The sequence below is a fragment of the Pantoea sp. B9002 genome, from assembly GCF_013385945.1.
Taxonomy (GTDB): Bacteria; Pseudomonadota; Gammaproteobacteria; order Enterobacterales; family Enterobacteriaceae; genus Pantoea.
Genome location: NZ_JACAPA010000036.1, coordinates 1 through 21,061, shown reverse-complemented (window position 1 = coordinate 21,061; position 21,061 = coordinate 1). Strand labels below are relative to the sequence as shown.

The window sequence follows — 21,061 nt, the reverse complement described above, 5'->3', positions numbered from 1 at the left end:
GTTGCCATCCGGGTCGCCATTCATGGCGACCCGACAAGCGTAAGGTGCGCAATTATGCGCACCGAAGTATCTAGCTCAGCAGCACCGCGTCATACAACATCCACACAGTTGTCGCCACCAGCGACAGCGCCATCAAACTGTTAAACGCCTGACGTTTCCACGCGACCTGCAGATGACTGCGAAGGCGATCGCCCAGCGCTGCCCAAATCAAAATGCACGGCAGATTCAGTGCCGCGAATCCCAGCAGCACCGTCAGCACGCCGTTACTGTTGGCGTACATCAACGCCACGTTGGTGACCATCAGCCAGGCTTTTGGGTTCACCGCCTGGAAACAGATGCCGCCAATTAACGTCATGGGACGCGGACGTTCGCGCAGTTGCGGCGCGCCGGCACGGAAAATCTTCCACGAAAGCCACAGCAGATAGCTACAGCCGACCACCGTCAGCGGCAGGCGAATCGCGCCCATCCAGTGCAGCAGCGCATCCAGCGCCACGCTCGCCAGCAGCATCTGTATTGCGCAGCCCAGCAGGATGCCAAACAGCATTGGCAGCGTGCGTTTAAAGCCAAAGTTAACGCCCGACGTCGCCAGTAACAGGTTGTTTGGGCCTGGCGTGATCGACATAACGGTGACGTAGCTGAAGAATGAGGGATCGAGCATGATGCGCTTCCTGAAGAATCAATGATGTCTTCATGCTAGTGCGTATATTGCAATGGAAACAGAGACACAAAACTACTATTGTAATGGGTACAGTTGTCTCAAAAATGAATTGTACCCATTGCGCGCGGAGGCTTTTGTGTCCCTTCCACTTTCATCCGGTCAAACGCTGTATCAGCAGTTGGTCGATAGCTTCGCCGAGTCAATTCATCAGGGCACGCTGAAGCCGGGTAAACGGCTGCCGGCGATACGCCGCGTAGCACAATCGCATCAGGTTAGTATCAATACCGTGCTCAATGCGTGGCAAATCCTCGAAGATCGCGGCCTGATTGAATCGCGGCCGCAGTCGGGTTATTACGTGCGTGGCGTGCTGCCCGCCGTGACGCGTCCGGTAAAACCGCTGCCGGCAAAAATCAACGATCCCAGCGCGCAGAAGCTGGAGCTGATTGAGCAAGTATTCGCGGCGCAAAATAATCCCGATTACACCAATATCTCGCTGGCCTGTCCGCAGGATGGCACCTTCTATCCGGCGGCGCGAATCGCGCGAATTACTGCGTCGATTTTGCGCCAGAATCCCGACATTATCGGACGCTATGCGCTTCCGCCTGGTAGTGAGCGCTTACGGGAGGAGATTGCGCGTCGTGCCCTGCACAACGGCATCAACCTGCCGCCGCAAGAGATCACGCTGACGCACGGCTGCATGGAAGCGCTACAGTTGGCGCTGCGCGCGGTGACCAAACCCGGTGATTGCATTGGTTTGGAGTCGCCGACCTATTTCTTCCTGTTCCCGCTGCTGGCGTCGCTAGGGCTGAAAGCGCTGGAAATCCCTACCGATCCGCAGCAGGGATTGTCGCTGGATGCGCTGGAGATGCTGCTGCAGGAGAAGCGGATTCAGGCGGTGATCGCCATGCCCGGCGCGCAGAACCCGTTGGGATATGTGATGCCGCTGGAGAATAAAAAGCGGCTGGCGAAGTTAGTGAACACTTACCACGTTCCGCTGCTGGAAGATGGTTTGTACGACGAATTACAGTTTGAGTGGCCGCTATCGCCGCCGGTGAAGGCGTTTGATAGCGATGGCTGGGTGATTTACTGCACCAGCTTTACCAAAACCGTGGCGCCTGATTTCCGCGTCGGCTGGACTGCCGCCGGGCGCTTTCATCACACCATCGCCCACCTCAAAGCGGTGTCGTCGATGGCGGAATCACGCTTGTTAAGTGAAACCCTGGCCGAATTCCTTGCCAGCGGCGGGTACGATCATCATCTGCGCACGCTGCGTCGGCGCTATGCCGCCAATCTGGATGCGGCGCGCGGGATTCTGGCGCGCCACTTTCCGCAGGGCACGCGCGCTACCCTGCCGCGCGGCGGGTTTGTTTTTTGGGTCGAACTGCCGGGAAACATTGATACCGTGGAGATGTTTCATCGTCTGCTGCAGGAGCAAATCTGTGTGACGCCGGGCGCGCTCTACTCCCTGAGCGATCGCTATAAACATGCGTTGCGCCTCTCCTGCTGCTATCCGTTTGATGAACGTTATACGTGGGCGTTGCAGCGCACCGGCGCGCTGGCCTGTGAAATGACAGGCCTCGCGCCGGGACAGGATCAGGGTTTGCCGTTGCGGCCCCAGGTGGTGTAAGGCTCGCGCTCGGTCAGGCGCTCGTAATAAGTCTGAACCGCCGGAAAGTTGGGATGCTCCAGCGGGGTTTCAAACCAGCGGTTCACCGCCAGCCCCACCGGAATATCGGCCAGCGAGAAGTTGCGGCCTGCGACGTAGCGCCCGGTTTTCTCCAGATGCTGGTTGAGTATGTTCATGGTGTGCGTCCAGCCTTTCACGGCCGCCGCCAGCAAGCGGGGATCCTGATGCGCCGGCGAGTTGCGCACCAGCGACATAAATGCGTAACGCCATGAAGTGTTAAGTTCGGTGGCTTGCCAATCCATCCACTGATCGACCGGCGCGCGTGCGCGGGGATTGTCGGGATAGAGCCATTCGCCGCCATTGCTGTTGGCGAGATAGCGCAGAATGGTGTTGGATTCCCACAGCACGAAGTCGTCCTCAATTATTACCGGCACCATGGCGTTGGGATTGAGCGCCATAAACTCTGGCGAGTGCAGCGATTGTGGATCATCGCCCCAGGGTTCTAATTCGTACGCAATATCGAGTTCTGCGCACAGCCACAGAACTTTTCGTACGTTAATTGAAGAAGTACGGCCAAGAACTTTTAACATTGCGGACTCCAATTCCAGAATTCTTAATCTATTCATAGCCCTGTTGCTGGCCTTTCGCAATCGACAGGATGTAAATCCCGATTTCAGACAACCTCAACGAGGAAGGAGTGACAATGAAGGTCGCATTTAAACAGGTGGATGTGTTTACCTCATCGGCGTTTAAAGGTAATCCGCTGGCGGTGATTATGGATGCACAAGGATTGAGTGACGCGCAGCTAACGGCGATTGCGCGCTGGACCAATCTTTCGGAAACCACCTTTGTGCTGCCGCCACAGGATGCGGCGGCGGATTACCGCGTGCGCATTTTTACCGTCGAAGGCGAACTGCCGTTTGCCGGGCATCCGACGTTAGGCACCGCGCATGCGCTGCTGGAAGCCGGTTGGCCGCTGAAAACGCCAGGCAAAATCGTGCAGGAGTGCGGCGTGGGTCTGGTTGAGGTGAAAATCAGCGATGACGGTGCGCTGGCCTTTGCGGCACCCGCCGCTAGCTTAACGCCGTTCAGCGATGCGCTGATGAGCAGCGCGCTGAACAGTGAATCCTTCGATCTCAGCCAAACGCCGACCATCGTTGATATGGGTATTCGCTGGTTGCTGATCCCGATGAGCAGCGCGCAAGCGGTGCTGGATGTGGTGCCGTCAGCAGCCGATTTACACCGATTACATCAGCATGCTGAGGTTAACGGCACGGCAATTTTTGGTGCGTTACCGTCGGGCGAAAACGAGCAGTATGAAGTGCGCGCATTGCTGGTTGAGAACGGCAGCTTGACCGAAGATCCGGTGACCGGCAGCGCCAACGCCTGTCTGGCGCGCTACTTCGAGGCTAACAAGCAAACGCGGGATTATCGGGCACGTCAGGGCAGCGTGATTCAGCGTGAAGGTCGCATTCAGGTGAGTTTTAGCGATGAAGCGATCTGGATTGGTGGCCAAACGGTGACGGTGATTGATGGGACGATCGATCTGTAGGGTTGCCATTTATGGCAACCTTGGCGGGTGACAATATTGAATAAGGTCGCCATGAATGGCGACCCTACAAATTACAAGCCTTGCCCGCCTGAGGCTTCAATGCGTTGTGCGGTGATCCAGCCGGTTTCATCGCTGAGAATCGCGCTGATGGCATCGCCGATATCATCCGGCAAACCAACGCGGCCCAGCGCGGTTACTGAAGCGATATGGTCGTTGAGATCTTTGGTATCACGCACGCGGCCGCCACCGAAGTCGGTTTCAATCGCGCCTGGTGCCAGAATGTTGACGCGAATATGGCGCTCGCCCAACTCTTTAGCCTGATAGCGCGTTAGCACTTCCATCGCGCCTTTAATTGAGGCGTACGTGCCTGAACCCGGCAGCGTCAAACGGGTTAAACCGCTGGAGATATTCAGGATGCGTCCACCATCAACAATCAGCGGCAGCAGTTTTTGCGTCAGGAAGAACGGCCCTTTGAAGTGCACATTCACCAGCGCATCAAACTCATCTTCGGTGGTTTCTGCGAACAGCTTGTAGTGTCCGTGACCGGCGTTGTTCACTAAATAATCAAAGTTGTCACGCTGCCAGGTTTTCTGCAGCGCTTCTTTCACCTGCGCCACGAAGCCGTCGAACGTGCTAGTGTCGCCGACATCCAGCTGCAACGCCACCGCACGCGCGCCCAGCGCTTCAATCTCCTGCACAACCGCCTGCGCTTCTTCCGCGTGACCGCGATAGGTAAACAGGATATCAGTGCCTTTGGCGGCCAGTTTCAGCGCCCCATTCTTGCCTAAACCGCGATTTCCGCCGGTAATCAATGCAATTTTATGACTCATGTTTCGCTCCAGTTGGAAAATTGAACACGTGTTAAGGATATTCGTGAATAATTGATCTATAAACGCAGAGGAATACGCAGCACTGTTTCACTAACAACAACAATCGGTGAACAACATGGATAAAATTCACGCAATGCAGGTTTTTGTGCGGGTGGCAGAAATGGGCAGTTTTACCCGTGCGGCAGAAAGTTTGGGTTTACCGAAAGGCAGCGTATCCCGCCAGCTGCAGGCGCTGGAGAATCAAATGGGCACGCGCCTGCTGCATCGCACCACGCGGCGGGTGCATCTTACGCAGGACGGCCTGGTTTATTATGATCGCTGCCTCGATTTACTGTCGATGCTCGACGACATGGACAGCCTGTTTCAGCACGATCCCGGCACCTTAAGCGGCAAACTGCGCGTGGATATGTCGGTGGCAATGGCGACCGGCTTTGTGCTGCCACGTTTGCCGGAATTTTTGCAGCACTATCCCGGTCTGGAAATTGAGTTGAGCAGCAGCGATCGTCAGGTCGATGTGATTCGCGAAGGCTTTGACTGCGTGGTGCGCGTCGGCGAGCTGAAAGATTCCGGGCTGATTGCGCGGAAAATCGGCTCGCACGCGTTGATCAACTGCGCCAGCCCCGGCTACCTTTCCCGCTTCGGCATGCCGGTGCGGCTGGAAGATCTGTCGCAACACGCGATGGTGCATTACACCCAGCAGCTGGGACAACCTTCACTGGGCTTTGAATATTTTGATGGCAAACAGTGTCATTACATTCAAACCGGCGGCGTGGTGACGGTAAACAGCACCGAAACCTATCGCGCGGCGTGCATGGCCGGGCTCGGCATTATTCAGGTGCCGGCGATTGGCGTGCAACCGCTGCTGGAATCAGGGCAACTGGTTGAAGTGCTGCATCACTTCCCGGCGAAACCGATGCCGATCTCGCTGCTTTATCCGCATCGCCGCAACGTGGCGCGCCGCGTGCGGGTGTTTATGGAGTGGTTGAGCCTCGTCTTACAGGAGTATGTGACATAGCAGGCTATAATTGTATTTTTGCAGTGAACAGGATGACTATCGTCTATGACGGACAAAACCCCTAAAGAGATCGCGGCCGAGGCAGAAGCCAAGCCGCTGATTGATATTAAAACCGGCAATAAAACCGTGGATGGCTCGATTCAAAATGTGTCGCGCTTCGCTGCCTGGTTCCAGGCGATTCCGGCGGTGGCGCACTTTATGCGCGCGCTGGAACGCTTTAACGATCGCCTCGGTAGCCAGTTTGGCGCGGCGATCACTTACTTCTCATTTCTCTCCCTGATACCGATTTTGATGGTTTCCTTTGCGGCGGTCGGTTTTGTGCTGGCGTCGAATCAGGATTTGCTCACCGAGTTGATCAACAAAATCGTTAACAGCATCAGCGATCCGACGCTGGCCACCACGTTGAAAAACACGGTGAACACCGCGATTCAGCAGCGTGCCACGGTGGGATTAACCGGTTTGCTGCTGGCGCTCTACTCCGGCATTAACTGGATGGGCAACCTGCGTGAAGCGGTGCGTGCGCAATCGCGCGACGTGTGGGAACGCACGCCAGACGATCAGGAGAAATTCTGGAAGAAGTACGCACGCGATCTGCTTTCGCTGCTGGGTTTGATGTTTGCGCTGGTGATTACGCTGTCGCTGACCTCAATTGCCGGCGCGGCGCAGGCGGCGATCGTTAATGCGCTGGGGCTGGAGGACATTGAGTGGCTGCGTCCGGCGATGACGGTGATTGCGTTATCCATCTCCATCTTCGCTAACTATCTGCTGTTCCTGTGGATCTTCTGGATTCTGCCGCGCCACAAGCCGCGCAAAAAAGCGCTGTTCCGCGGCACGCTGCTGGCGGCGATTGGCTTTGAGGTGATCAAGTTTGTGATGACGCTGACGCTACCGAAGCTGGCAACCTCGCCGTCGGGCGCGGCCTTTGGTTCCGTGCTCGGCTTAATGGCGTTCTTCTACTTCTTTGCGCGTTTAACGCTGTTCTGCGCCGCGTGGATCGCCACCGCCAAATACAAAGATGATAAAGAGATGCCGCAACCGCATCAGGCTAAATAAGCCGACGAGGTTGTTACAATTTTCGTACTAGCTAAAAATGTTTCCTGCTGGCTACTTTTCCAGCAAAAACCAGCAGGAAACGCTAAAGGGTCACTTTAATTTGGCCCTTTTGCAGAGATTCCCGCCAAAAAAGTGACACTTCCCGTTCCCATCCGCCACTGATCGCAGCAACTCAGAAATTATCCACTTATTCGCCGAAAAAGCCCGGTCTGACGCGGTTTTTCGCCATTGAATGCCACAAACCAGGTGCGTAAGATTCTCTGTCTACATTTACAATTAAGAAACACTTATGCAAGCCTCCATCACAGAAACACTCGACAAGAAACACGACGACGCGCCAGTGAATTCACGCGGCAAAGTGGTTGTAGCATCGCTTGTCGGCACGGCTATCGAATTCTTCGATTTCTATATCTATGCCACCGCTGCGGTGATTATCTTCCCGCACATTTTCTTCCCGCAGGGCGATCCCACTGTCGCCACGCTGCAATCGCTGGCAACCTTCGCCATCGCCTTCGTCGCACGTCCCATCGGTTCTGCGGTGTTCGGACACTTTGGCGACCGCGTGGGCCGCAAAGCCACATTGGTCGCATCGCTGCTGACCATGGGCGTTTCAACCGTGCTGATTGGTTTGCTGCCGAGCTATCAAACCATTGGCGTGGCCGCTCCACTGCTGCTGGCGCTGGCGCGTTTTGGTCAGGGTTTAGGCCTCGGTGGCGAATGGGGCGGCGCAGCGCTGCTGGCGACCGAAAATGCTCCGGCGAAGAAACGTGCGCTCTATGGTTCGTTCCCACAGCTCGGCGCGCCGATTGGCTTCTTCTTCGCTAACGGCACGTTCCTGCTGCTTTCATGGTTGCTGACCGATGAGCAGTTCATGAACTGGGGCTGGCGCGTGCCGTTTATTCTCTCTGCGGTGCTGGTGTTAATTGGCCTGTATGTGCGCGTTTCGCTGCATGAAAGCCCGGTATTCGCCAAAGTGCAGAAAGAGAACAAGCAGGTGAAAATGCCGATTGGCACGCTGCTGAGTAAGCATATGACCGCAACCATTCTCGGCACCTTCATCATGCTCGCCACTTACACGCTGTTCTACATTATGACCGTTTATTCGATGAGTTACGGTACCGCGCCCGCGCCGGCCGGCCTCGGCTATTCGCGTAACAGCTTCCTGTGGATGCTGATGGTGGCGGTGATTGGTTTTGGTGTGATGGTGCCGATTGCGGGTCTGCTGGCCGATCGCTTTGGTCGTCGTAAAACCATGATTACCATTACGCTGATGATTATCGCCTTTGCATTGATGTTTCCAATGCTGCTGGGTTCCGGTTCTCAGGTGCTGGTGATGGGCTTCCTGATCCTCGGTCTGAGCATTATGGGCCTGACGTTCGGTCCGATGGGCGCGCTGCTGCCAGAACTGTTCCCAACGGAAGTGCGTTATACCGGCGCATCGTTCTCCTACAACCTGTCATCGATTCTTGGGGCTTCTGTGGCGCCTTATATCGCCACCTGGCTGAACGCCAATTACGGTTTACAGGCGGTGGGCTTCTATTTGGCTTCGATGGCGGTGCTGACGTTGATCGCGCTGATTGCCTGTAAAGAGACGCGTAATCAGACGCTGTATGAAGCGGTGTGATTGATTGAACTGACTGTACTTTGTACGTGCTTGCTGTCCCCCATCCCGGCCTTCCCCCGCTAGCGGGGGAAGGAGACGCTGCCACATGCAGCTTCATCACTGGCATGTGGCAGCATCTTCCTCCCCCATTTATGGGGGAGGACCGAGGAGGGGGACACCGAGCACATACATAGAGGGACAGCGAGCACTAATTAAAAAAAAACCCCGGCAAGCCGGGGTTTTTATTGTGCTGAAAACTGTGTCGCGCGTGGCTTAGCCAGCGACTGCGATACGTTTCATATCGGTCATGTAGCCACGCAGTTTGCGGCCTACAGATTCGATTGGATGCTGACGAACGGCTTCGTTGACGTCACGCAGTTGCGCGTTATCCACCTGCGTACCTTCAACTGCTTTGCCCAGATCGCCTGGCTGCAGCGTGGTCATGAACTCTTTCAGCAGTGGAACCGCCGCGAAGGAGAACAGGTAGTTACCGTATTCTGCGGTATCCGAGATAACCACGTTCATTTCATACAGACGCTTACGTGCGATGGTGTTGGCAATCAGCGGCAGCTCGTGCAGTGATTCGTAGTATGCCGACTCTTCGATGATGCCCGCGTCAACCATGGTTTCGAATGCCAGCTCAACGCCTGCTTTGACCATCGCAACCATCACGACGCCTTTGTCGTAATATTCCTGCTCTTCGATTTTGCCATCAAACTGCGGTGCGTTTTCGAATGCAGTCGCGCCGGTCTCTTCACGCCAGGTCAGCAGGTTTTTGTCGTCGTTAGCCCAGTCAGCCATCATGCCGGAAGAGAATTCGCCAGAGATGATGTCATCCATGTGCTTCTGGAACAGCGGTGCCATGATGGTTTTCAGCTGCTCAGACAGCGCATAAGCACGGATTTTTGCCGGGTTAGACAGGCGATCCATCATCAGCGTAATGCCGCCAAACTTCAGTGATTCGGTGATGGTTTCCCAGCCGAACTGAATCAGTTTTTCGGTATAAGCCGCGTCGTGACCTTCAGCCACCAGCTTGTCGAAGCACAGCAGAGAACCGGCCTGCAGCATACCGCACAGAATGGTCTGCTCGCCCATCAGGTCAGATTTCACTTCCGCAACGAAGGAAGATTCCAGCACGCCCGCGCGGTCGCCGCCGGTCGCTGCTGCCCAGGCTTTAGCAATCGCCATGCCTTCGCCTTTTGGATCGTTTTCCGGGTGAACCGCGATCAGCGTAGGTACACCGAAACCACGCTTGTACTCTTCACGTACTTCAGTACCCGGGCACTTCGGCGCCACCATCACAACGGTGATGTCTTTACGGATGGTTTCGCCCACTTCAACGATGTTGAAACCGTGTGAGTAACCCAGCGCAGCGCCATCTTTCATCAGTGGCTGAACAGCCTGAACGACCGCAGAGTGCTGCTTGTCCGGCGTCAGGTTAACCACCAGATCGGCCTGTGGGATCAGCTCTTCGTAAGTACCCACTTTGAAGCCGTTATCGGTCGCTTTGCGGAAAGAGGCACGCTTCTCAGCAATCGCTTCAGCACGCAGGGCATACGCCACGTCCAGACCAGAATCACGCATGTTCAGGCCCTGGTTCAGACCCTGAGCACCACAGCCAACAATGACCACTTTCTTGCCTTTCAGGAAGCTAGCGCCATCAGCGAATTCGTCGCGTGACATGAAACGACATTTGCCCAGCTGCGCTAACTGGTTGCGCAGATTCAATGTGTTGAAGTAATTAGCCATGGGTACTCCGGTTAGATGTTGTGTTTGTTTTTGTTCAGTAACGACGTTGTATTTAACGCCGCGAATGACCCCATCATATGACAGGAAATCCGTTGCTTAAATTGATATATTAGCAAGGTCACATTGCAAAATTTGCAACATAACGTTGAGGCGATACGCGCATGGATTTACGAGACCTGAAACTCTTCCTTCATCTGGCTGAAAGCTGCCACTTTGGCCGCACCGCGCGCGCCATGCACGTCAGCCCTTCAACCCTTTCGCGCCAGATTCAACGCCTGGAAGAGGATGTCGGTCACGCGCTGTTCCTGCGTGATAACCGCACCGTCACGCTAACCGAAGCCGGTGAGCGCCTGCGCCAGTTTGCGCAGCAGACGTTACTGCAATATCAGCAGCTACGCCATGTGATGGATCTCAACGGCCCGTCACTGAGCGGCGAGCTGCGCCTGTTCTGCTCGGTGACCGCCGCTTACAGCCATCTGCCGCCGATTCTCGATCGCTTTCGTGCTGAACATCCGCAGGTAGAGATCAAACTTACTACCGGTGATGCCGCCGATGCGATTGAGATGGTGCAGTCCGGCGACGCCGATCTCGCCATAGCCGGTCGCCCAGAATCGCTGCCGGCCAGCATAGATTTTACGCCACTGGGCCTGATTCCGCTGGTGCTGATCGCCCCGGCGCTGCCTTGTCCGGTGCGCAATCAGGCGACGCAGGAGCAACCCGATTGGGCGCAGATTCCGTTTATCCTGCCGGAACAAGGACCTGCACGCCGCGGCATCGATTTATGGTTCCGTCGCCAGCGCATTCCCAATCCGCAGATTTATGCCACGGTCTCCGGGCATGAGGCGATTGTGTCGATGGTGGCGCTGGGGTGTGGTATTGCGCTGCTGCCGGATGTGGTGCTGGAGAACAGCCCGGAACCGGTGCGCAATCGCGTGTTAACGCTGGAGAATGTGGAGTCTGTCGCACCGCTGGAACTCGGCGTTTGCGTACAAAAAAAGCGGCTCGGAGAGCCGCTTATCAATGCGTTCTGGCATCAACTGTAGTTACTGCCCGGCGAGGAAGAAACGGAACGCCGGGTTACTCGCTTCGTCATGCCATTCGTAACCCAACGCGGTGAGATGCGTTTCGAAATCCGGTTCCTGATCGTTGGCTTCAAACGCCGCCAGCACGCGGCCATAATCGGTGCCGTGGCTGCGATAATGGAACAGCGAGATATTCCAGTGCGCGCCCAGCGTCTGCAGGAACTTCAGCAGCGCGCCCGGTGCTTCAGGGAATTCAAAGCTAAACAGGCGTTCGCGCAGCGGCTTGGATGGACGTCCGCCCACCATGTAGCGCACGTGCAGCTTGGCCATTTCATCATCCGACAGATCCACCACGTTATAACCGGCTTCGCTGAGTTGGCTGATGATCTCACTGCGCTCCTCCAGCCCTCGCGTTAAGCGCACGCCGACGAAAATGCAGGCGTTATCCGCATCCGCGTAGCGATAGTTGAACTCGGTGATTGAGCGCCCGCCGATGGTCTGACAGAACTTGAGGAAACTGCCCTGCTGTTCTGGAATGGTGACCGCCAGCAGCGCTTCACGCTGTTCGCCCAGTTCGCAACGCTCGGAGACATAACGCAAGCCGTGGAAGTTGACGTTAGCGCCCGACAACACGTGCGCCAGGCGCTCGCCTTTGATGTCGTGCAGCTGGATATACTTCTTCATACCCGCCAGTGCCAGCGCACCAGAAGGTTCCGCCACGGCGCGCACATCTTCGAACAGATCTTTCACCGCTGCGCAAATTGCATCGCTATCCACCGTGATGATGTCATCGAGATACTCCTGACACAGACGGAAAGTTTCGCTGCCGATGCGTTTGACCGCCACGCCTTCAGCAAACAAGCCCACGCGCGCCAAATCTACCGGCTCACCCGCTTCCAGCGCGGCTTTCAGACAGGCTGAATCTTCCGACTCCACGGCGATCACTTTGATCTGCGGCATCAGCTGTTTGATCAGCACCGCCACGCCCGCCGCCAGACCACCGCCGCCGACCGGCACGAAGACGCGATCGAGATGCGCATCCTGCTGCAGCAACTCCATCGCCAGCGTGCCCTGCCCGGCGATCACCGCCGGATGGTCAAACGGAGGAACGAAGGTGTAACCCTGCTGCTCCGCCAGCTCAATCGCTTTGGCTTTCGCCTCGTCGAAGTTGGCACCAAACAGATAAGCCTCACCGCCAAATGCGCGTACTGCATCAACCTTGATGTCTGCCGTGGCCAGCGGCATCACAATCAGTGATTTGATGCCAAGCGTGCTGGCCGAGAGCGCCACGCCCTGCGCATGGTTACCGGCCGAAGCCGTGACCACACCGCGCGCTTTTTGCTCTTCGTTCAGCCCGGCAATCATCGCGTAAGCCCCGCGCAGCTTGAAGCTGTGCACCGGCTGACGATCTTCACGCTTCACCAGAATGGTGTTGCCAAGACGCGATGAAATTTTTTCCATTTTTTGCAGCGGCGTCACTTGGGCAATTTCATACACCGGTGAACGCAGCACTGCGCGCAAATACTCCGCGCCGTTTGGCGTCGCGGAAAGCGGTTGAGACTCAGCCATCGGTTAGCCTCCCAGCTTGGACTTATCGCGCACCGCGCCTTTGTCTGCGCTGGTCGCCAGTGATGCATAGGCGCGCAGGGCAAAGGAGACTTCACGCACGCGGCCGTGCGGGGTGTAAGCCGCATCGCCGCGCGCTTGCTCTTCTTCACGACGGGCGTGCAGTTCGTTATCCGGCACCGCCAGCTTGATGCCACGGTTTGGGATATCGATCTCAATCATGTCGCCATCTTTCACCAGCGCGATGGTGCCGCCGCTCGCCGCTTCTGGAGAGGCGTGACCAATCGACAAGCCCGACGTGCCGCCAGAGAAGCGACCGTCGGTGATCAGTGCGCAGCTTTTGCCGAGGCCCATGGATTTCAGATAAGTGGTCGGATAGAGCATTTCCTGCATGCCCGGTCCGCCTTTCGGTCCTTCGTAACGGATCACCACGACGTCGCCGGCCACCACTTTGCCGCCAAGGATCGCTTCAACCGCATCATCCTGGCTTTCGTACACTTTGGCCGGGCCTTTGAAGGTGAGGATCTCTTTGTCTACGCCCGCGGTTTTAACGATACAGCCATCTTCGGCAATGTTGCCGTAAAGCACAGCTAAGCCGCCATCTTGCGAATAAGCGTGTTCGCGAGTACGAATACAGCCTTCGGCACGATCGTCATCCAGCGTGTCCCAACGGCAATTCTGCGAGAACGCCTTGGTGGTACGAATACCAGCAGGACCGGCGCGGAACATATCCTTCACCGCCTGATCTTTGGTCAGCATGATGTCGTACTGATCCAGGGTTTCACGCATGCTCTGCTGCAGAATGTTGCGCGCGCTGGTGTCGATCAAACCAGCGCGATCCAACTCACCGAGAATGGCGATTACGCCACCCGCACGGTGTACATCTTCCATGTGATATTTCGGCGTACTTGGCGCCACTTTACACAGCTGCGGCACTTTGCGAGACAAGCGATCGATATCGGAGATGTTGAAGTCGATTTCGCCTTCCAGCGCCGCTGCCAGCAGGTGCAGAACGGTGTTGGTGGAACCGCCCATGGCGATATCCAGCGTCATCGCATTCTCGAATGCCGCTTTGGTGGCGATGTTACGCGGCAGCATGTTGACGTCATCCTGCTCGTAGTAGCGTTTGGTCAGGCTAACGATGCGCTTACCGGCATTGATGAACAGCTCTTTACGGTCGGCGTGCGTGGCCAGCAGTGAACCGTTACCTGGCTGCGATAAGCCCAGCGCTTCAGTCAGACAGTTCATGGAGTTGGCGGTGAACATACCGGAACAGGAACCGCAGGTTGGACAAGCAGAACGTTCGATCTGATCGCTGTCGGCATCGCTGACGTTCGGGTTGGCACCCTGAATCATTGCATCAACCAGATCCAGCTTGATGATTTGATCAGACAGTTTGGTTTTACCGGCTTCCATCGGGCCACCAGACACAAAGATCACCGGAATGTTGAGACGCAGTGACGCCATCAGCATGCCTGGGGTGATTTTGTCGCAGTTGGAGATACATACCATGGCATCGGCACAGTGCGCGTTGACCATGTACTCCACTGAATCGGCAATCAGCTCGCGTGAAGGCAGTGAATACAGCATGCCGCCATGACCCATGGCGATACCGTCATCCACCGCGATGGTGTTGAACTCTTTAGCCACGCCGCCAGCTGCTTCAATTTCCTCAGCAACCAGTTTGCCAAGATCGCGCAGGTGCACGTGGCCCGGTACGAATTGGGTGAATGAGTTGACCACGGCGATAATCGGCTTACCGAAATCGTCGTCGGTCATTCCTGTCGCGCGCCACAAGGCACGGGCACCGGCCATGTTACGTCCATGGGTGGTGGTGGCGGAACGGTACTTAGGCATGCTCTATTTACTCCAGTAATAATAAGGTTGCGGGCGCCATCTGACGCCCGCAAAAAATCTCGTTATGCGTTAACCGGATCCAACCAGCCCCACTTGTCTTCCGTCTCGCCAGTGAACAGGCCAAAGAATGCCTTCTGGATACGACCGGTGACCGGACCACGTTTACCTTCGCCGACCTGAATGCCGTCGACGCTACGCACCGGAGTGATCTCCGCTGCAGTACCTGACATGAAGACTTCGTCGGCCAGATACAGGGATTCACGCGACAGAACCTGCTCACGCACTTCGATACCCATGTCTTGCGCCAGCTTGATGATGGCGTCACGGGTGATGCCCGGCAGCGCTGAAGAGGTGAACGGCGGCGTGAACAGAATGCCATCTTTCACTTCGAACAAGTTTTCGCCAGCGCCTTCTGAAATATAGCCGTTGGTGTCGAGAGCGATACCTTCCTGATAGCCGTGGCGGCGCGCTTCGCTGCCTACCAGCAGAGAGGAGAGATAGTTACCACCCGCTTTCGCGGCGGTCGGCAAGGTATTTGGTGCAACGCGGTTCCATGAAGAAACCATGGCGTCGATACCGTTTTCCAGCGCTTCAGCGCCCAGGTAAGCACCCCAAGGGAAAGCGGCGATGATTACATCGGTGGTGTAGCCATCTGGCGGGTTCACACCCAGACCCACGTCACCCACGAAGGCCAGCGGACGGATATAAGCGCTTTTCAGTTTGTTCACGCGGATCACTTCGCGGCACGCTTCCATCAACTCATCAACGCTGGCTTTAATCGGGAAACGGTAAATTTTGGCGGATTCATGCAGACGCTTCATATGCTCACGGTGGCGGAACACCACTGGACCTTTGTGTGAGTCGTAGCAACGCACGCCTTCAAACACAGAAGTACCGTAGTGCAGAGCGTGAGACATAACGCTGACCTTGGCGTCTTCCCACTTAACCATCTCACCATTGAACCAAATAAAGTCTGCTTTCTTCGTACTCATTGCTTTTTCCTTTGGCGACTATGCGCGGATTTGTTGTGTTGTCTGTTGTTGGATCTCGACGCAAGCGACATCCATAAGTTTGCTTAACTGCGAAGACAGTAAATCGACTGAGCGTTGGCTGGCAACGGTCATTTCGATATTAATGTTCTCCGCATTGACCGCGGAGGCCATATTCATCGCACATACCTGGAAACCACGGTGACGCACGACACGCAAAATGCGCTCCAATATTTCAGGACGAAAGCGGGCTTCGATAGACAATTGATGCTGATTCATGCGGTTTTCTCCATCATGTTTGCGTTGCTGGCACCCGGCGGTACCAATGGCCAGACGTTTTCATGCTCATCTATCGAAACATGCAGGAAGTAAGGACCTTCACTGTTCAGCAGAGCATCGAGGGCGGCGTCGACCTGATCTTTACGGCTAATGCGCTGGCCTGGGATATCAAACGCGCTGGCCAGCGTGAGGAAATCGGGGTTATCGGTCAGGATGGTTTCGCTGTAGCGACCATCAAAGAACAGTTGCTGCCACTGGCGCACCATGCCCAGACGCTGGTTATCCAGCAGCAGGATCTTCACCGGCAGTTTGCCGCGCTTGATGGTGCCCAGCTCCTGAATGTTCATCATGATAGAACCATCGCCAGACACGCAGATCACGGTGTCTTCCGGACGTGCAACCTGCGCACCAATTGCGGCCGGCAGGCCAAAGCCCATAGTGCCGAGCCCGCTGGAGGTGATGAAGTTTTCTGGCGCGGTGAAACTCATGTGCTGAGCGGCCCACATCTGGTGTTGGCCTACGTCGGTGGTGACTACGGCGCTATCCGCTTTACGATCGGACAACTGCTTCAGCAACAACGGCGCGTAAATCGCTTCGCCTGGATGATCGTAGCGCCAGTCGAACTCGCTTTTCATCGCGCTGACTTCTTTGCGCCAGCCATCAATATGCATTGGCATGCTCAGTGCCGGCAGCACCTGATTCATATCGCCCTGCAGTGAAACGTGAGCGCGGCGCAGTTTGTTCAGCTCGGCAGGATCGATATCGATATGGATGACGCTAGCGTGCGGTGCGAAGGTGTCCAGCTTGCCAGTAACGCGGTCGTCAAAACGCGCGCCAACGGCAATCAGCAAATCACAGGATTGTACCGCGAAGTTAGCGGCTTTGGTGCCGTGCATGCCCAGCATCCCGAGATAGAGATCGCTGCTGGCATCCGCGCTACCAAGACCTTTCAGGGTAGAAACCATCGGGATGCCGGTTTCCTGCGCCATGGCACGTAAGGCAGGAACCGCCTGCGCCATACCAACACCGCCACCGATATACAGCATCGGTTTATGCGATTGCGCCATCAATGCGCGCGCCTCTGCGATGTGCTGCGCGGAGTGGCTGATTTCTTCCTCAACCGGCAGCAGATGCGGCGTCAGTTCGCCATTGGCGATCTGAATGTCTTTCGGGATATCGACAAGTACCGGGCCGGGACGACCAGATTGCGCGATGGCAAAAGCTTCTGCCATCACCGAGGGTAAATCATCAAGCGATTCAACGAGGAAACTGTGTTTGGTGCAGGCTAACGATAAACCGAGAACGTCAATTTCCTGGAAGGCGTCGGTGCCGATGAAGGCCGATGAGACCTGGCCAGTGATCGCCACAACCGGGATCGAATCCATCATCGCATCCGCCAAACCGGTGATCAGGTTGGTGGCGCCGGGACCCGAAGTGGCGATACATACGCCAGTCTTGCCAGTTGCGCGGGCATAACCGATGGCTGCCATCACCGCACCTTGCTCATGACGGCACAGTAGGTGTTCCACGCCGCCATCGTAGAGCGCATCGTACACTGGCATGATTGCGCCGCCAGGATAGCCAAACACTGTATCGACACCCTGCGCGCGCAAAGCCTGAACTACCCACTGTGCACCTGTCATGGTTATTCTCCTGTATTCCTAGGGGAACAACAGAATTTTATGCTACTGCTCATAATCTGTTCCTCGCTAATTTGCTGATATTTAGCCTGGTTAAAAAAAAACCCCCGGACCTTTCGGTGCGGGGGTTTTTGGAATTCCAGACTTGATTTTTAAGCCTTTCTTTCTCCAAGCGATGCCCCGCACGGTGGGATAATAATCACCACCACGCTAATCACGACTAGGCTAATCACTTGTAGAAGGGCTTTCATGTGTTGTTTGTTTTTTCGATTGTTCGAAGTAATACCTACAGAGTTACCATAGTTAGCACGTCGTTGACAATAATTTTCATTGGGAAATTTTATGACGCCGCTGGCGGCTCTCCGTTATCACATTGTAAGTAAAAGGTTATTTACATTTGTGATAAAAATTCATAACGCCCGCGTCGTAATCTTCTTTTGAAATTTATGAACAGGCTCTGATTTTCAGTGAAACCGCGGCAATTATCAGGGATTGTAAGGAATCAGGCTCTGAAGTTGAGCAGTAAGCCATTGTTCATCTGTCTGGCTGCTTTGATGATAAGGACAACAAGGAGCGGTTATGTCTTTATCGAAGGTATTAACACGAGCGGCGCTGGGTGTTCAGGCTCCGCTAGTGACGGTGGAAGTGCACATCAGCAACGGTTTGCCGGCCCTGACGCTGGTTGGGCTGCCCGAAACCACGGTAAAAGAAGCGCGGGAACGGGTACGAAGCGCGATTATCAATAGCGGATTCACCTTCCCGGCGAAACGCGTCACCATCAATCTGGCGCCTGCCGATCTGCCAAAAGAGGGCGGACGCTATGACCTTCCCATCGCTATCGCCATTCTGGCGGCCTCTGAGCAGCTGCCAGACGCCAAATTAGGGCAATATGAATTCCTGGGAGAGTTAGCACTTAACGGCGCGCTCTGTGGCGTTCAGGCCGCTATTCCAGCTGCGATGGCGGCGCTGCAAGCGGGCAGACAAATGGTGTTAGCTGAACAGAATCAACAGGATGTAGGGTTGATTCAACAAGGCGAGACGCTGGTTGGCAAACATCTGGTAGAAATCTGTGCGTTTCTGCATAACAAAACCACCCTCACCGTCGCGCATTATCAGCCCGAAACGCTTGAACAGGAAAAGCAGGACCTCAGCGATATCATAGGCCAGGATCAGGGCCGACGTGCACTGGAGATCACCGCAGCTGGCGGGCATAACCTGTTGCTGATTGGGCCGCCTGGCACCGGCAAGACCATGTTGGCGACGCGTCTGCCCGGTATCATGCCTCCGTTAGACGACCAGGAAGCGCTGGAGTGCGCCGCTATCGCCAGTCTGGTCAGCAGTGGCAATCTCCATCATCAGTGGCGCAAACGGCCGTTCAGAGCGCCTCATCACAGTTCATCACTGTATGCGCTGGTTGGGGGCGGCTCCTTGCCGCGGCCGGGAGAAATCTCATTGGCACACAATGGCGTGTTATTCCTCGATGAGCTGCCAGAGTTCGAGCGCAGAACGCTGGATGCGTTGCGCGAACCGATTGAATCCGGGGAAATCGCCATTTCACGCACGCGCGCTAAAGTGACGTATCCCGCGCGCTTTCAATTGATCGGCGCGATGAATCCCAGCCCGACAGGGCATTATCAGGGCAACCATAACCGCTCATCACCTCAGCAGGTGTTGCGCTATCTCAATCGCCTATCCGGACCTTTTCTCGATCGCTTTGATTTATCGCTAGAGGTCCCACTTCTTCCCAGTGGATCGCTGAGTAAGAGACAACAAGCCAGCGAAAGCAGCGCTGAAGTTTTAACTCGCGTCCTCGCCGCGCGAAAGATTCAAACAGTGCGCAGCGGAAAAGTGAATGCTCATCTCTCTAACCCAGAGATTTTACGTTGGTGTCCATTGCAACAGCAGGATGCTGAATGGCTGGAAGAGGTGTTGAATTCGTTGGGGCTTTCGGTACGCGCCTGGCAGCGGATTTTAAAAGTGGCGAGGACAATCGCTGATTTAGCAGGTGAAGAGCAGATTACGCGGAGTCATTTGCAGGAAGCGGTGGGATATCGCAGCATCGACCGCTTAATGATCTATCTGCATAAAACTCTGGAATAAAAAACGGGGCTTATATAAGCCCCGCTATTCTTAATCATCGCTATCGCTAAAATCTTCCACCGTGTCCATCTGCGGCTTGCCGCCAGATAGCGTGTGGAAACGCTTAGGTCGCTTGATACGTGCGGTATATTTCGACCATACACGTTCAGCTTCCGTTTGCGGCTCACGAAGACCACGACATACTTCTAAAAATGAACGCTCTTCTTCTGTAATGGGTTCACGCTTAGCGAGATCCAGTTCATTAAAGGCGTAACCGTGGCGCTCCAGAAGCTGAGCTTCTTTAATGGTGAAATCACCATGACGCGAAAAACCACGTGGGTAATGTTTGTTATCAAAGAAACGATTCGTTGTTGCGAAGCTATCCGCCATTTTACACGCTCCTGACTCTCATATGGCCGTGCTATTTATGGCGCGGAGTATTAGATAGGCTTGACAGAGTGTAAAACAAAACATTTAAATCAGTACGACAAACAATTTTTGGGAGAATGCAGTGGATACGGAATTACTGAAAACTTTCCTCGAAGTGAGCAGAACACGCCATTTCGGGCGTGCTGCTGAAGCGCTTTACCTCACGCAATCTGCCGTTAGTTTTCGCATTCGTCAGCTGGAAAATCAGCTGGGCGTAAACCTTTTTACTCGTCACCGTAATAACATCCGGCTGACTTCAGCAGGCGAGCGTTTATTACCCTATGCCGAAAGCTTGATGAGCACCTGGCTGATGGCCAAAAAGGAAGTTTCGCATACACAACAGCATCATGAGCTTTCAATAGGAGGTAGCGCATCCCTTTGGGAAGCGTACTTAACTCCTTGGTTGCAAACACTTTATGAGAATCGCGAAAGCCTTCATCTTGAGGCACGTATCGCTCAGCGGCATTTGCTGGTTAAGCAGTTGCATGAACGTCAGTTGGACCTGTTGATCACGACTGAAGCACCAAAAATGGATGAGTTAACTAGCCAGCAAATAGGCCATATTTCGCTCGCATTATTCCGGGCGCGCAAAACTGAGAAGCGTGAAAAATATGACTATATCAAGCTGGAATGGGGTGCAGATTTTCATCAGCATGAAAGTTATCTGTCCAGTGATGATGTTCCCGTATTAACCACCACATCGGCACATTTAACGCGGGAATTACTGCATACAACCGGTGCTTGTGCATTTTTACCTGATTTTTGGCACGGCATTTATAGTGATTTGATGGTTATTCCAGATACACCCGTCGCCGTGCGACCGTTATATGCGGTGTGGCTGCAGAATAGCGATCAGCAAAGTCACATTCGTCAGCTGCTTAAATATCCGGTTTTGACACAATAAGATAATAAATGAGGGAGTTTGAGTGGAGCACAGTGAAACTCAAACTCATTTCACTGCCGAATTTTGGACAAAAAAAATCCTTTGCCGAAGCAAAGGATTATTTTCTGGCAGGGGCGGAGGGACTCGAACCCCCAACACCCGGTTTTGGAGACCGGTGCTCTACCAATTGAACTACGCCCCTAATTAGGGTGGCGGAACGGACGGGGCTC

At 55.0% G+C, this 21,061-nt stretch carries 19 protein-coding genes and 1 tRNA gene; 8 read left to right on the top strand and 12 right to left on the bottom strand.

What is annotated here, in order from left to right; all coding sequences use genetic code 11:
- Positions 1–70: 70 nt before the first annotated feature.
- Positions 71–658: a LysE family translocator gene (locus HX773_RS17300; RefSeq protein ID WP_176972553.1), complete on the bottom strand. Its 588-nt coding sequence runs from the start codon at positions 656–658 to the stop codon at positions 71–73.
- 136 nt (positions 659–794) lie between these two features.
- Here HX773_RS17300 and HX773_RS17295 point away from each other — a divergent pair, with 136 nt between their 5' ends.
- A complete protein-coding gene (locus HX773_RS17295) occupies positions 795–2,285 on the top strand; it encodes a PLP-dependent aminotransferase family protein (protein ID WP_176972552.1) in 1,491 nt (496 codons plus the stop codon).
- On the opposite strand, the gene HX773_RS17290 is transcribed toward HX773_RS17295, so the two are convergent.
- Entirely contained in the window at positions 2,252–2,875 is a 624-nt protein-coding gene (locus tag HX773_RS17290; RefSeq protein WP_008106644.1) for a glutathione S-transferase family protein, read from the bottom strand. The genes HX773_RS17295 and HX773_RS17290 overlap by 34 nt on opposite strands.
- A 113-nt stretch (positions 2,876–2,988) precedes the next feature.
- Here HX773_RS17290 and HX773_RS17285 point away from each other — a divergent pair, with 113 nt between their 5' ends.
- Positions 2,989–3,837, top strand: coding sequence for a PhzF family phenazine biosynthesis protein (locus tag HX773_RS17285; protein WP_176972551.1), 849 nt, complete (start codon positions 2,989–2,991; stop codon positions 3,835–3,837).
- A 71-nt stretch (positions 3,838–3,908) separates the two neighbouring features.
- On the opposite strand, the gene HX773_RS17280 is transcribed toward HX773_RS17285, so the two are convergent.
- Positions 3,909–4,667, bottom strand: coding sequence for an SDR family NAD(P)-dependent oxidoreductase (locus HX773_RS17280; protein ID WP_154183226.1), 759 nt, complete (start codon positions 4,665–4,667; stop codon positions 3,909–3,911).
- A 115-nt stretch (positions 4,668–4,782) separates the two neighbouring features.
- On the opposite strand from HX773_RS17280, the gene HX773_RS17275 reads away from it, so the two are divergent.
- The 3 genes from HX773_RS17275 to HX773_RS17265 all read left to right on the top strand — a co-directional run bounded on the left by HX773_RS17275 (position 4,783) and on the right by HX773_RS17265 (position 8,359).
- Positions 4,783–5,682: a LysR family transcriptional regulator gene (locus tag HX773_RS17275; protein WP_176972550.1), complete on the top strand. Its 900-nt coding sequence runs from the start codon at positions 4,783–4,785 to the stop codon at positions 5,680–5,682.
- A gap of 45 nt (positions 5,683–5,727) precedes the next feature.
- Positions 5,728–6,735, top strand: coding sequence for an inner membrane protein YhjD (gene yhjD / locus HX773_RS17270; protein WP_176972549.1), 1,008 nt, complete (start codon positions 5,728–5,730; stop codon positions 6,733–6,735).
- 289 nt (positions 6,736–7,024) lie between these two features.
- Positions 7,025–8,359, top strand: a complete 1,335-nt coding sequence (locus HX773_RS17265) for an MFS transporter (RefSeq protein WP_176972548.1) — start codon at positions 7,025–7,027, stop codon at positions 8,357–8,359.
- A gap of 252 nt (positions 8,360–8,611) precedes the next feature.
- Here HX773_RS17265 and ilvC read toward each other — a convergent pair whose 3' ends face one another.
- Entirely contained in the window at positions 8,612–10,087 is a 1,476-nt protein-coding gene (gene ilvC, locus HX773_RS17260) for a ketol-acid reductoisomerase (protein WP_008106632.1), read from the bottom strand.
- Positions 10,088–10,248: 161 nt separating this feature from the next.
- Between ilvC and ilvY the strand changes: the two genes are divergently transcribed.
- Positions 10,249–11,130, top strand: coding sequence for an HTH-type transcriptional activator IlvY (gene ilvY, locus HX773_RS17255; RefSeq protein WP_008106630.1), 882 nt, complete (start codon positions 10,249–10,251; stop codon positions 11,128–11,130).
- Here ilvY and ilvA read toward each other — a convergent pair whose 3' ends face one another.
- From ilvA to ilvL, 6 genes are all read right to left on the bottom strand, one after another.
- Positions 11,131–12,678 carry a threonine ammonia-lyase, biosynthetic gene (gene ilvA / locus HX773_RS17250; RefSeq protein WP_101762783.1) on the bottom strand — a complete coding sequence of 516 codons (1,548 nt, stop codon included), beginning with the start codon at positions 12,676–12,678 and terminating at the stop codon, positions 11,131–11,133. It lies immediately after the preceding gene.
- A 3-nt stretch (positions 12,679–12,681) separates the two neighbouring features.
- Positions 12,682–14,532, bottom strand: coding sequence for a dihydroxy-acid dehydratase (gene ilvD, locus HX773_RS17245; protein ID WP_061719837.1), 1,851 nt, complete (start codon positions 14,530–14,532; stop codon positions 12,682–12,684).
- Positions 14,533–14,594: 62 nt separating this feature from the next.
- A complete protein-coding gene (locus HX773_RS17240) occupies positions 14,595–15,524 on the bottom strand; it encodes a branched-chain amino acid transaminase (protein ID WP_007888821.1) in 930 nt (309 codons plus the stop codon).
- 18 nt (positions 15,525–15,542) lie between these two features.
- Positions 15,543–15,800: an acetolactate synthase 2 small subunit gene (gene ilvM, locus HX773_RS17235; protein WP_008106624.1), complete on the bottom strand. Its 258-nt coding sequence runs from the start codon at positions 15,798–15,800 to the stop codon at positions 15,543–15,545.
- A complete protein-coding gene (gene ilvG, locus HX773_RS17230) occupies positions 15,797–17,443 on the bottom strand; it encodes an acetolactate synthase 2 catalytic subunit (protein ID WP_176972547.1) in 1,647 nt (548 codons plus the stop codon). Before ilvG ends, ilvM begins: the two co-directional genes overlap by 4 nt.
- 149 nt (positions 17,444–17,592) lie before the next feature.
- Positions 17,593–17,691, bottom strand: a complete 99-nt coding sequence (gene ilvL / locus HX773_RS17225) for an ilv operon leader peptide (protein WP_071531048.1) — start codon at positions 17,689–17,691, stop codon at positions 17,593–17,595.
- A 328-nt stretch (positions 17,692–18,019) separates the two neighbouring features.
- On the opposite strand from ilvL, the gene HX773_RS17220 reads away from it, so the two are divergent.
- Positions 18,020–19,540, top strand: coding sequence for a YifB family Mg chelatase-like AAA ATPase (locus HX773_RS17220; protein ID WP_176972546.1), 1,521 nt, complete (start codon positions 18,020–18,022; stop codon positions 19,538–19,540).
- A gap of 30 nt (positions 19,541–19,570) precedes the next feature.
- On the opposite strand, the gene HX773_RS17215 is transcribed toward HX773_RS17220, so the two are convergent.
- Positions 19,571–19,909 carry a DUF413 domain-containing protein gene (locus tag HX773_RS17215; RefSeq protein ID WP_008106616.1) on the bottom strand — a complete coding sequence of 113 codons (339 nt, stop codon included), beginning with the start codon at positions 19,907–19,909 and terminating at the stop codon, positions 19,571–19,573.
- Positions 19,910–20,030: 121 nt separating this feature from the next.
- Between HX773_RS17215 and hdfR the strand changes: the two genes are divergently transcribed.
- A complete protein-coding gene (gene hdfR, locus HX773_RS17210) occupies positions 20,031–20,852 on the top strand; it encodes an HTH-type transcriptional regulator HdfR (protein WP_008106614.1) in 822 nt (273 codons plus the stop codon).
- Between the two features lie 105 nt (positions 20,853–20,957).
- Here the strand turns inward: hdfR and HX773_RS17205 are convergent.
- Positions 20,958–21,033 (bottom strand) — tRNA-Trp (locus tag HX773_RS17205).
- Positions 21,034–21,061 lie beyond the last annotated feature (28 nt).

Coding starts and splice junctions, on each gene's coding strand:
- HX773_RS17300 (WP_176972553.1), bottom strand. CDS start 658: ATGCTCGATCCCTCATTCTTCAGCTACGTCACCGTTATGTCGATCACG.
- HX773_RS17290 (WP_008106644.1), bottom strand. CDS start 2,875: ATGTTAAAAGTTCTTGGCCGTACTTCTTCAATTAACGTACGAAAAGTT.
- HX773_RS17285 (WP_176972551.1), top strand. CDS start 2,989: ATGAAGGTCGCATTTAAACAGGTGGATGTGTTTACCTCATCGGCGTTT.
- HX773_RS17280 (WP_154183226.1), bottom strand. CDS start 4,667: ATGAGTCATAAAATTGCATTGATTACCGGCGGAAATCGCGGTTTAGGC.
- HX773_RS17275 (WP_176972550.1), top strand. CDS start 4,783: ATGGATAAAATTCACGCAATGCAGGTTTTTGTGCGGGTGGCAGAAATG.
- yhjD (WP_176972549.1), top strand. CDS start 5,728: ATGACGGACAAAACCCCTAAAGAGATCGCGGCCGAGGCAGAAGCCAAG.
- HX773_RS17265 (WP_176972548.1), top strand. CDS start 7,025: ATGCAAGCCTCCATCACAGAAACACTCGACAAGAAACACGACGACGCG.
- ilvC (WP_008106632.1), bottom strand. CDS start 10,087: ATGGCTAATTACTTCAACACATTGAATCTGCGCAACCAGTTAGCGCAG.
- ilvY (WP_008106630.1), top strand. CDS start 10,249: ATGGATTTACGAGACCTGAAACTCTTCCTTCATCTGGCTGAAAGCTGC.
- ilvA (WP_101762783.1), bottom strand. CDS start 12,678: ATGGCTGAGTCTCAACCGCTTTCCGCGACGCCAAACGGCGCGGAGTAT.
- ilvD (WP_061719837.1), bottom strand. CDS start 14,532: ATGCCTAAGTACCGTTCCGCCACCACCACCCATGGACGTAACATGGCC.
- HX773_RS17240 (WP_007888821.1), bottom strand. CDS start 15,524: ATGAGTACGAAGAAAGCAGACTTTATTTGGTTCAATGGTGAGATGGTT.
- ilvM (WP_008106624.1), bottom strand. CDS start 15,800: ATGAATCAGCATCAATTGTCTATCGAAGCCCGCTTTCGTCCTGAAATA.
- ilvG (WP_176972547.1), bottom strand. CDS start 17,443: ATGACAGGTGCACAGTGGGTAGTTCAGGCTTTGCGCGCGCAGGGTGTC.
- ilvL (WP_071531048.1), bottom strand. CDS start 17,691: ATGAAAGCCCTTCTACAAGTGATTAGCCTAGTCGTGATTAGCGTGGTG.
- HX773_RS17220 (WP_176972546.1), top strand. CDS start 18,020: ATGTCTTTATCGAAGGTATTAACACGAGCGGCGCTGGGTGTTCAGGCT.
- HX773_RS17215 (WP_008106616.1), bottom strand. CDS start 19,909: ATGGCGGATAGCTTCGCAACAACGAATCGTTTCTTTGATAACAAACAT.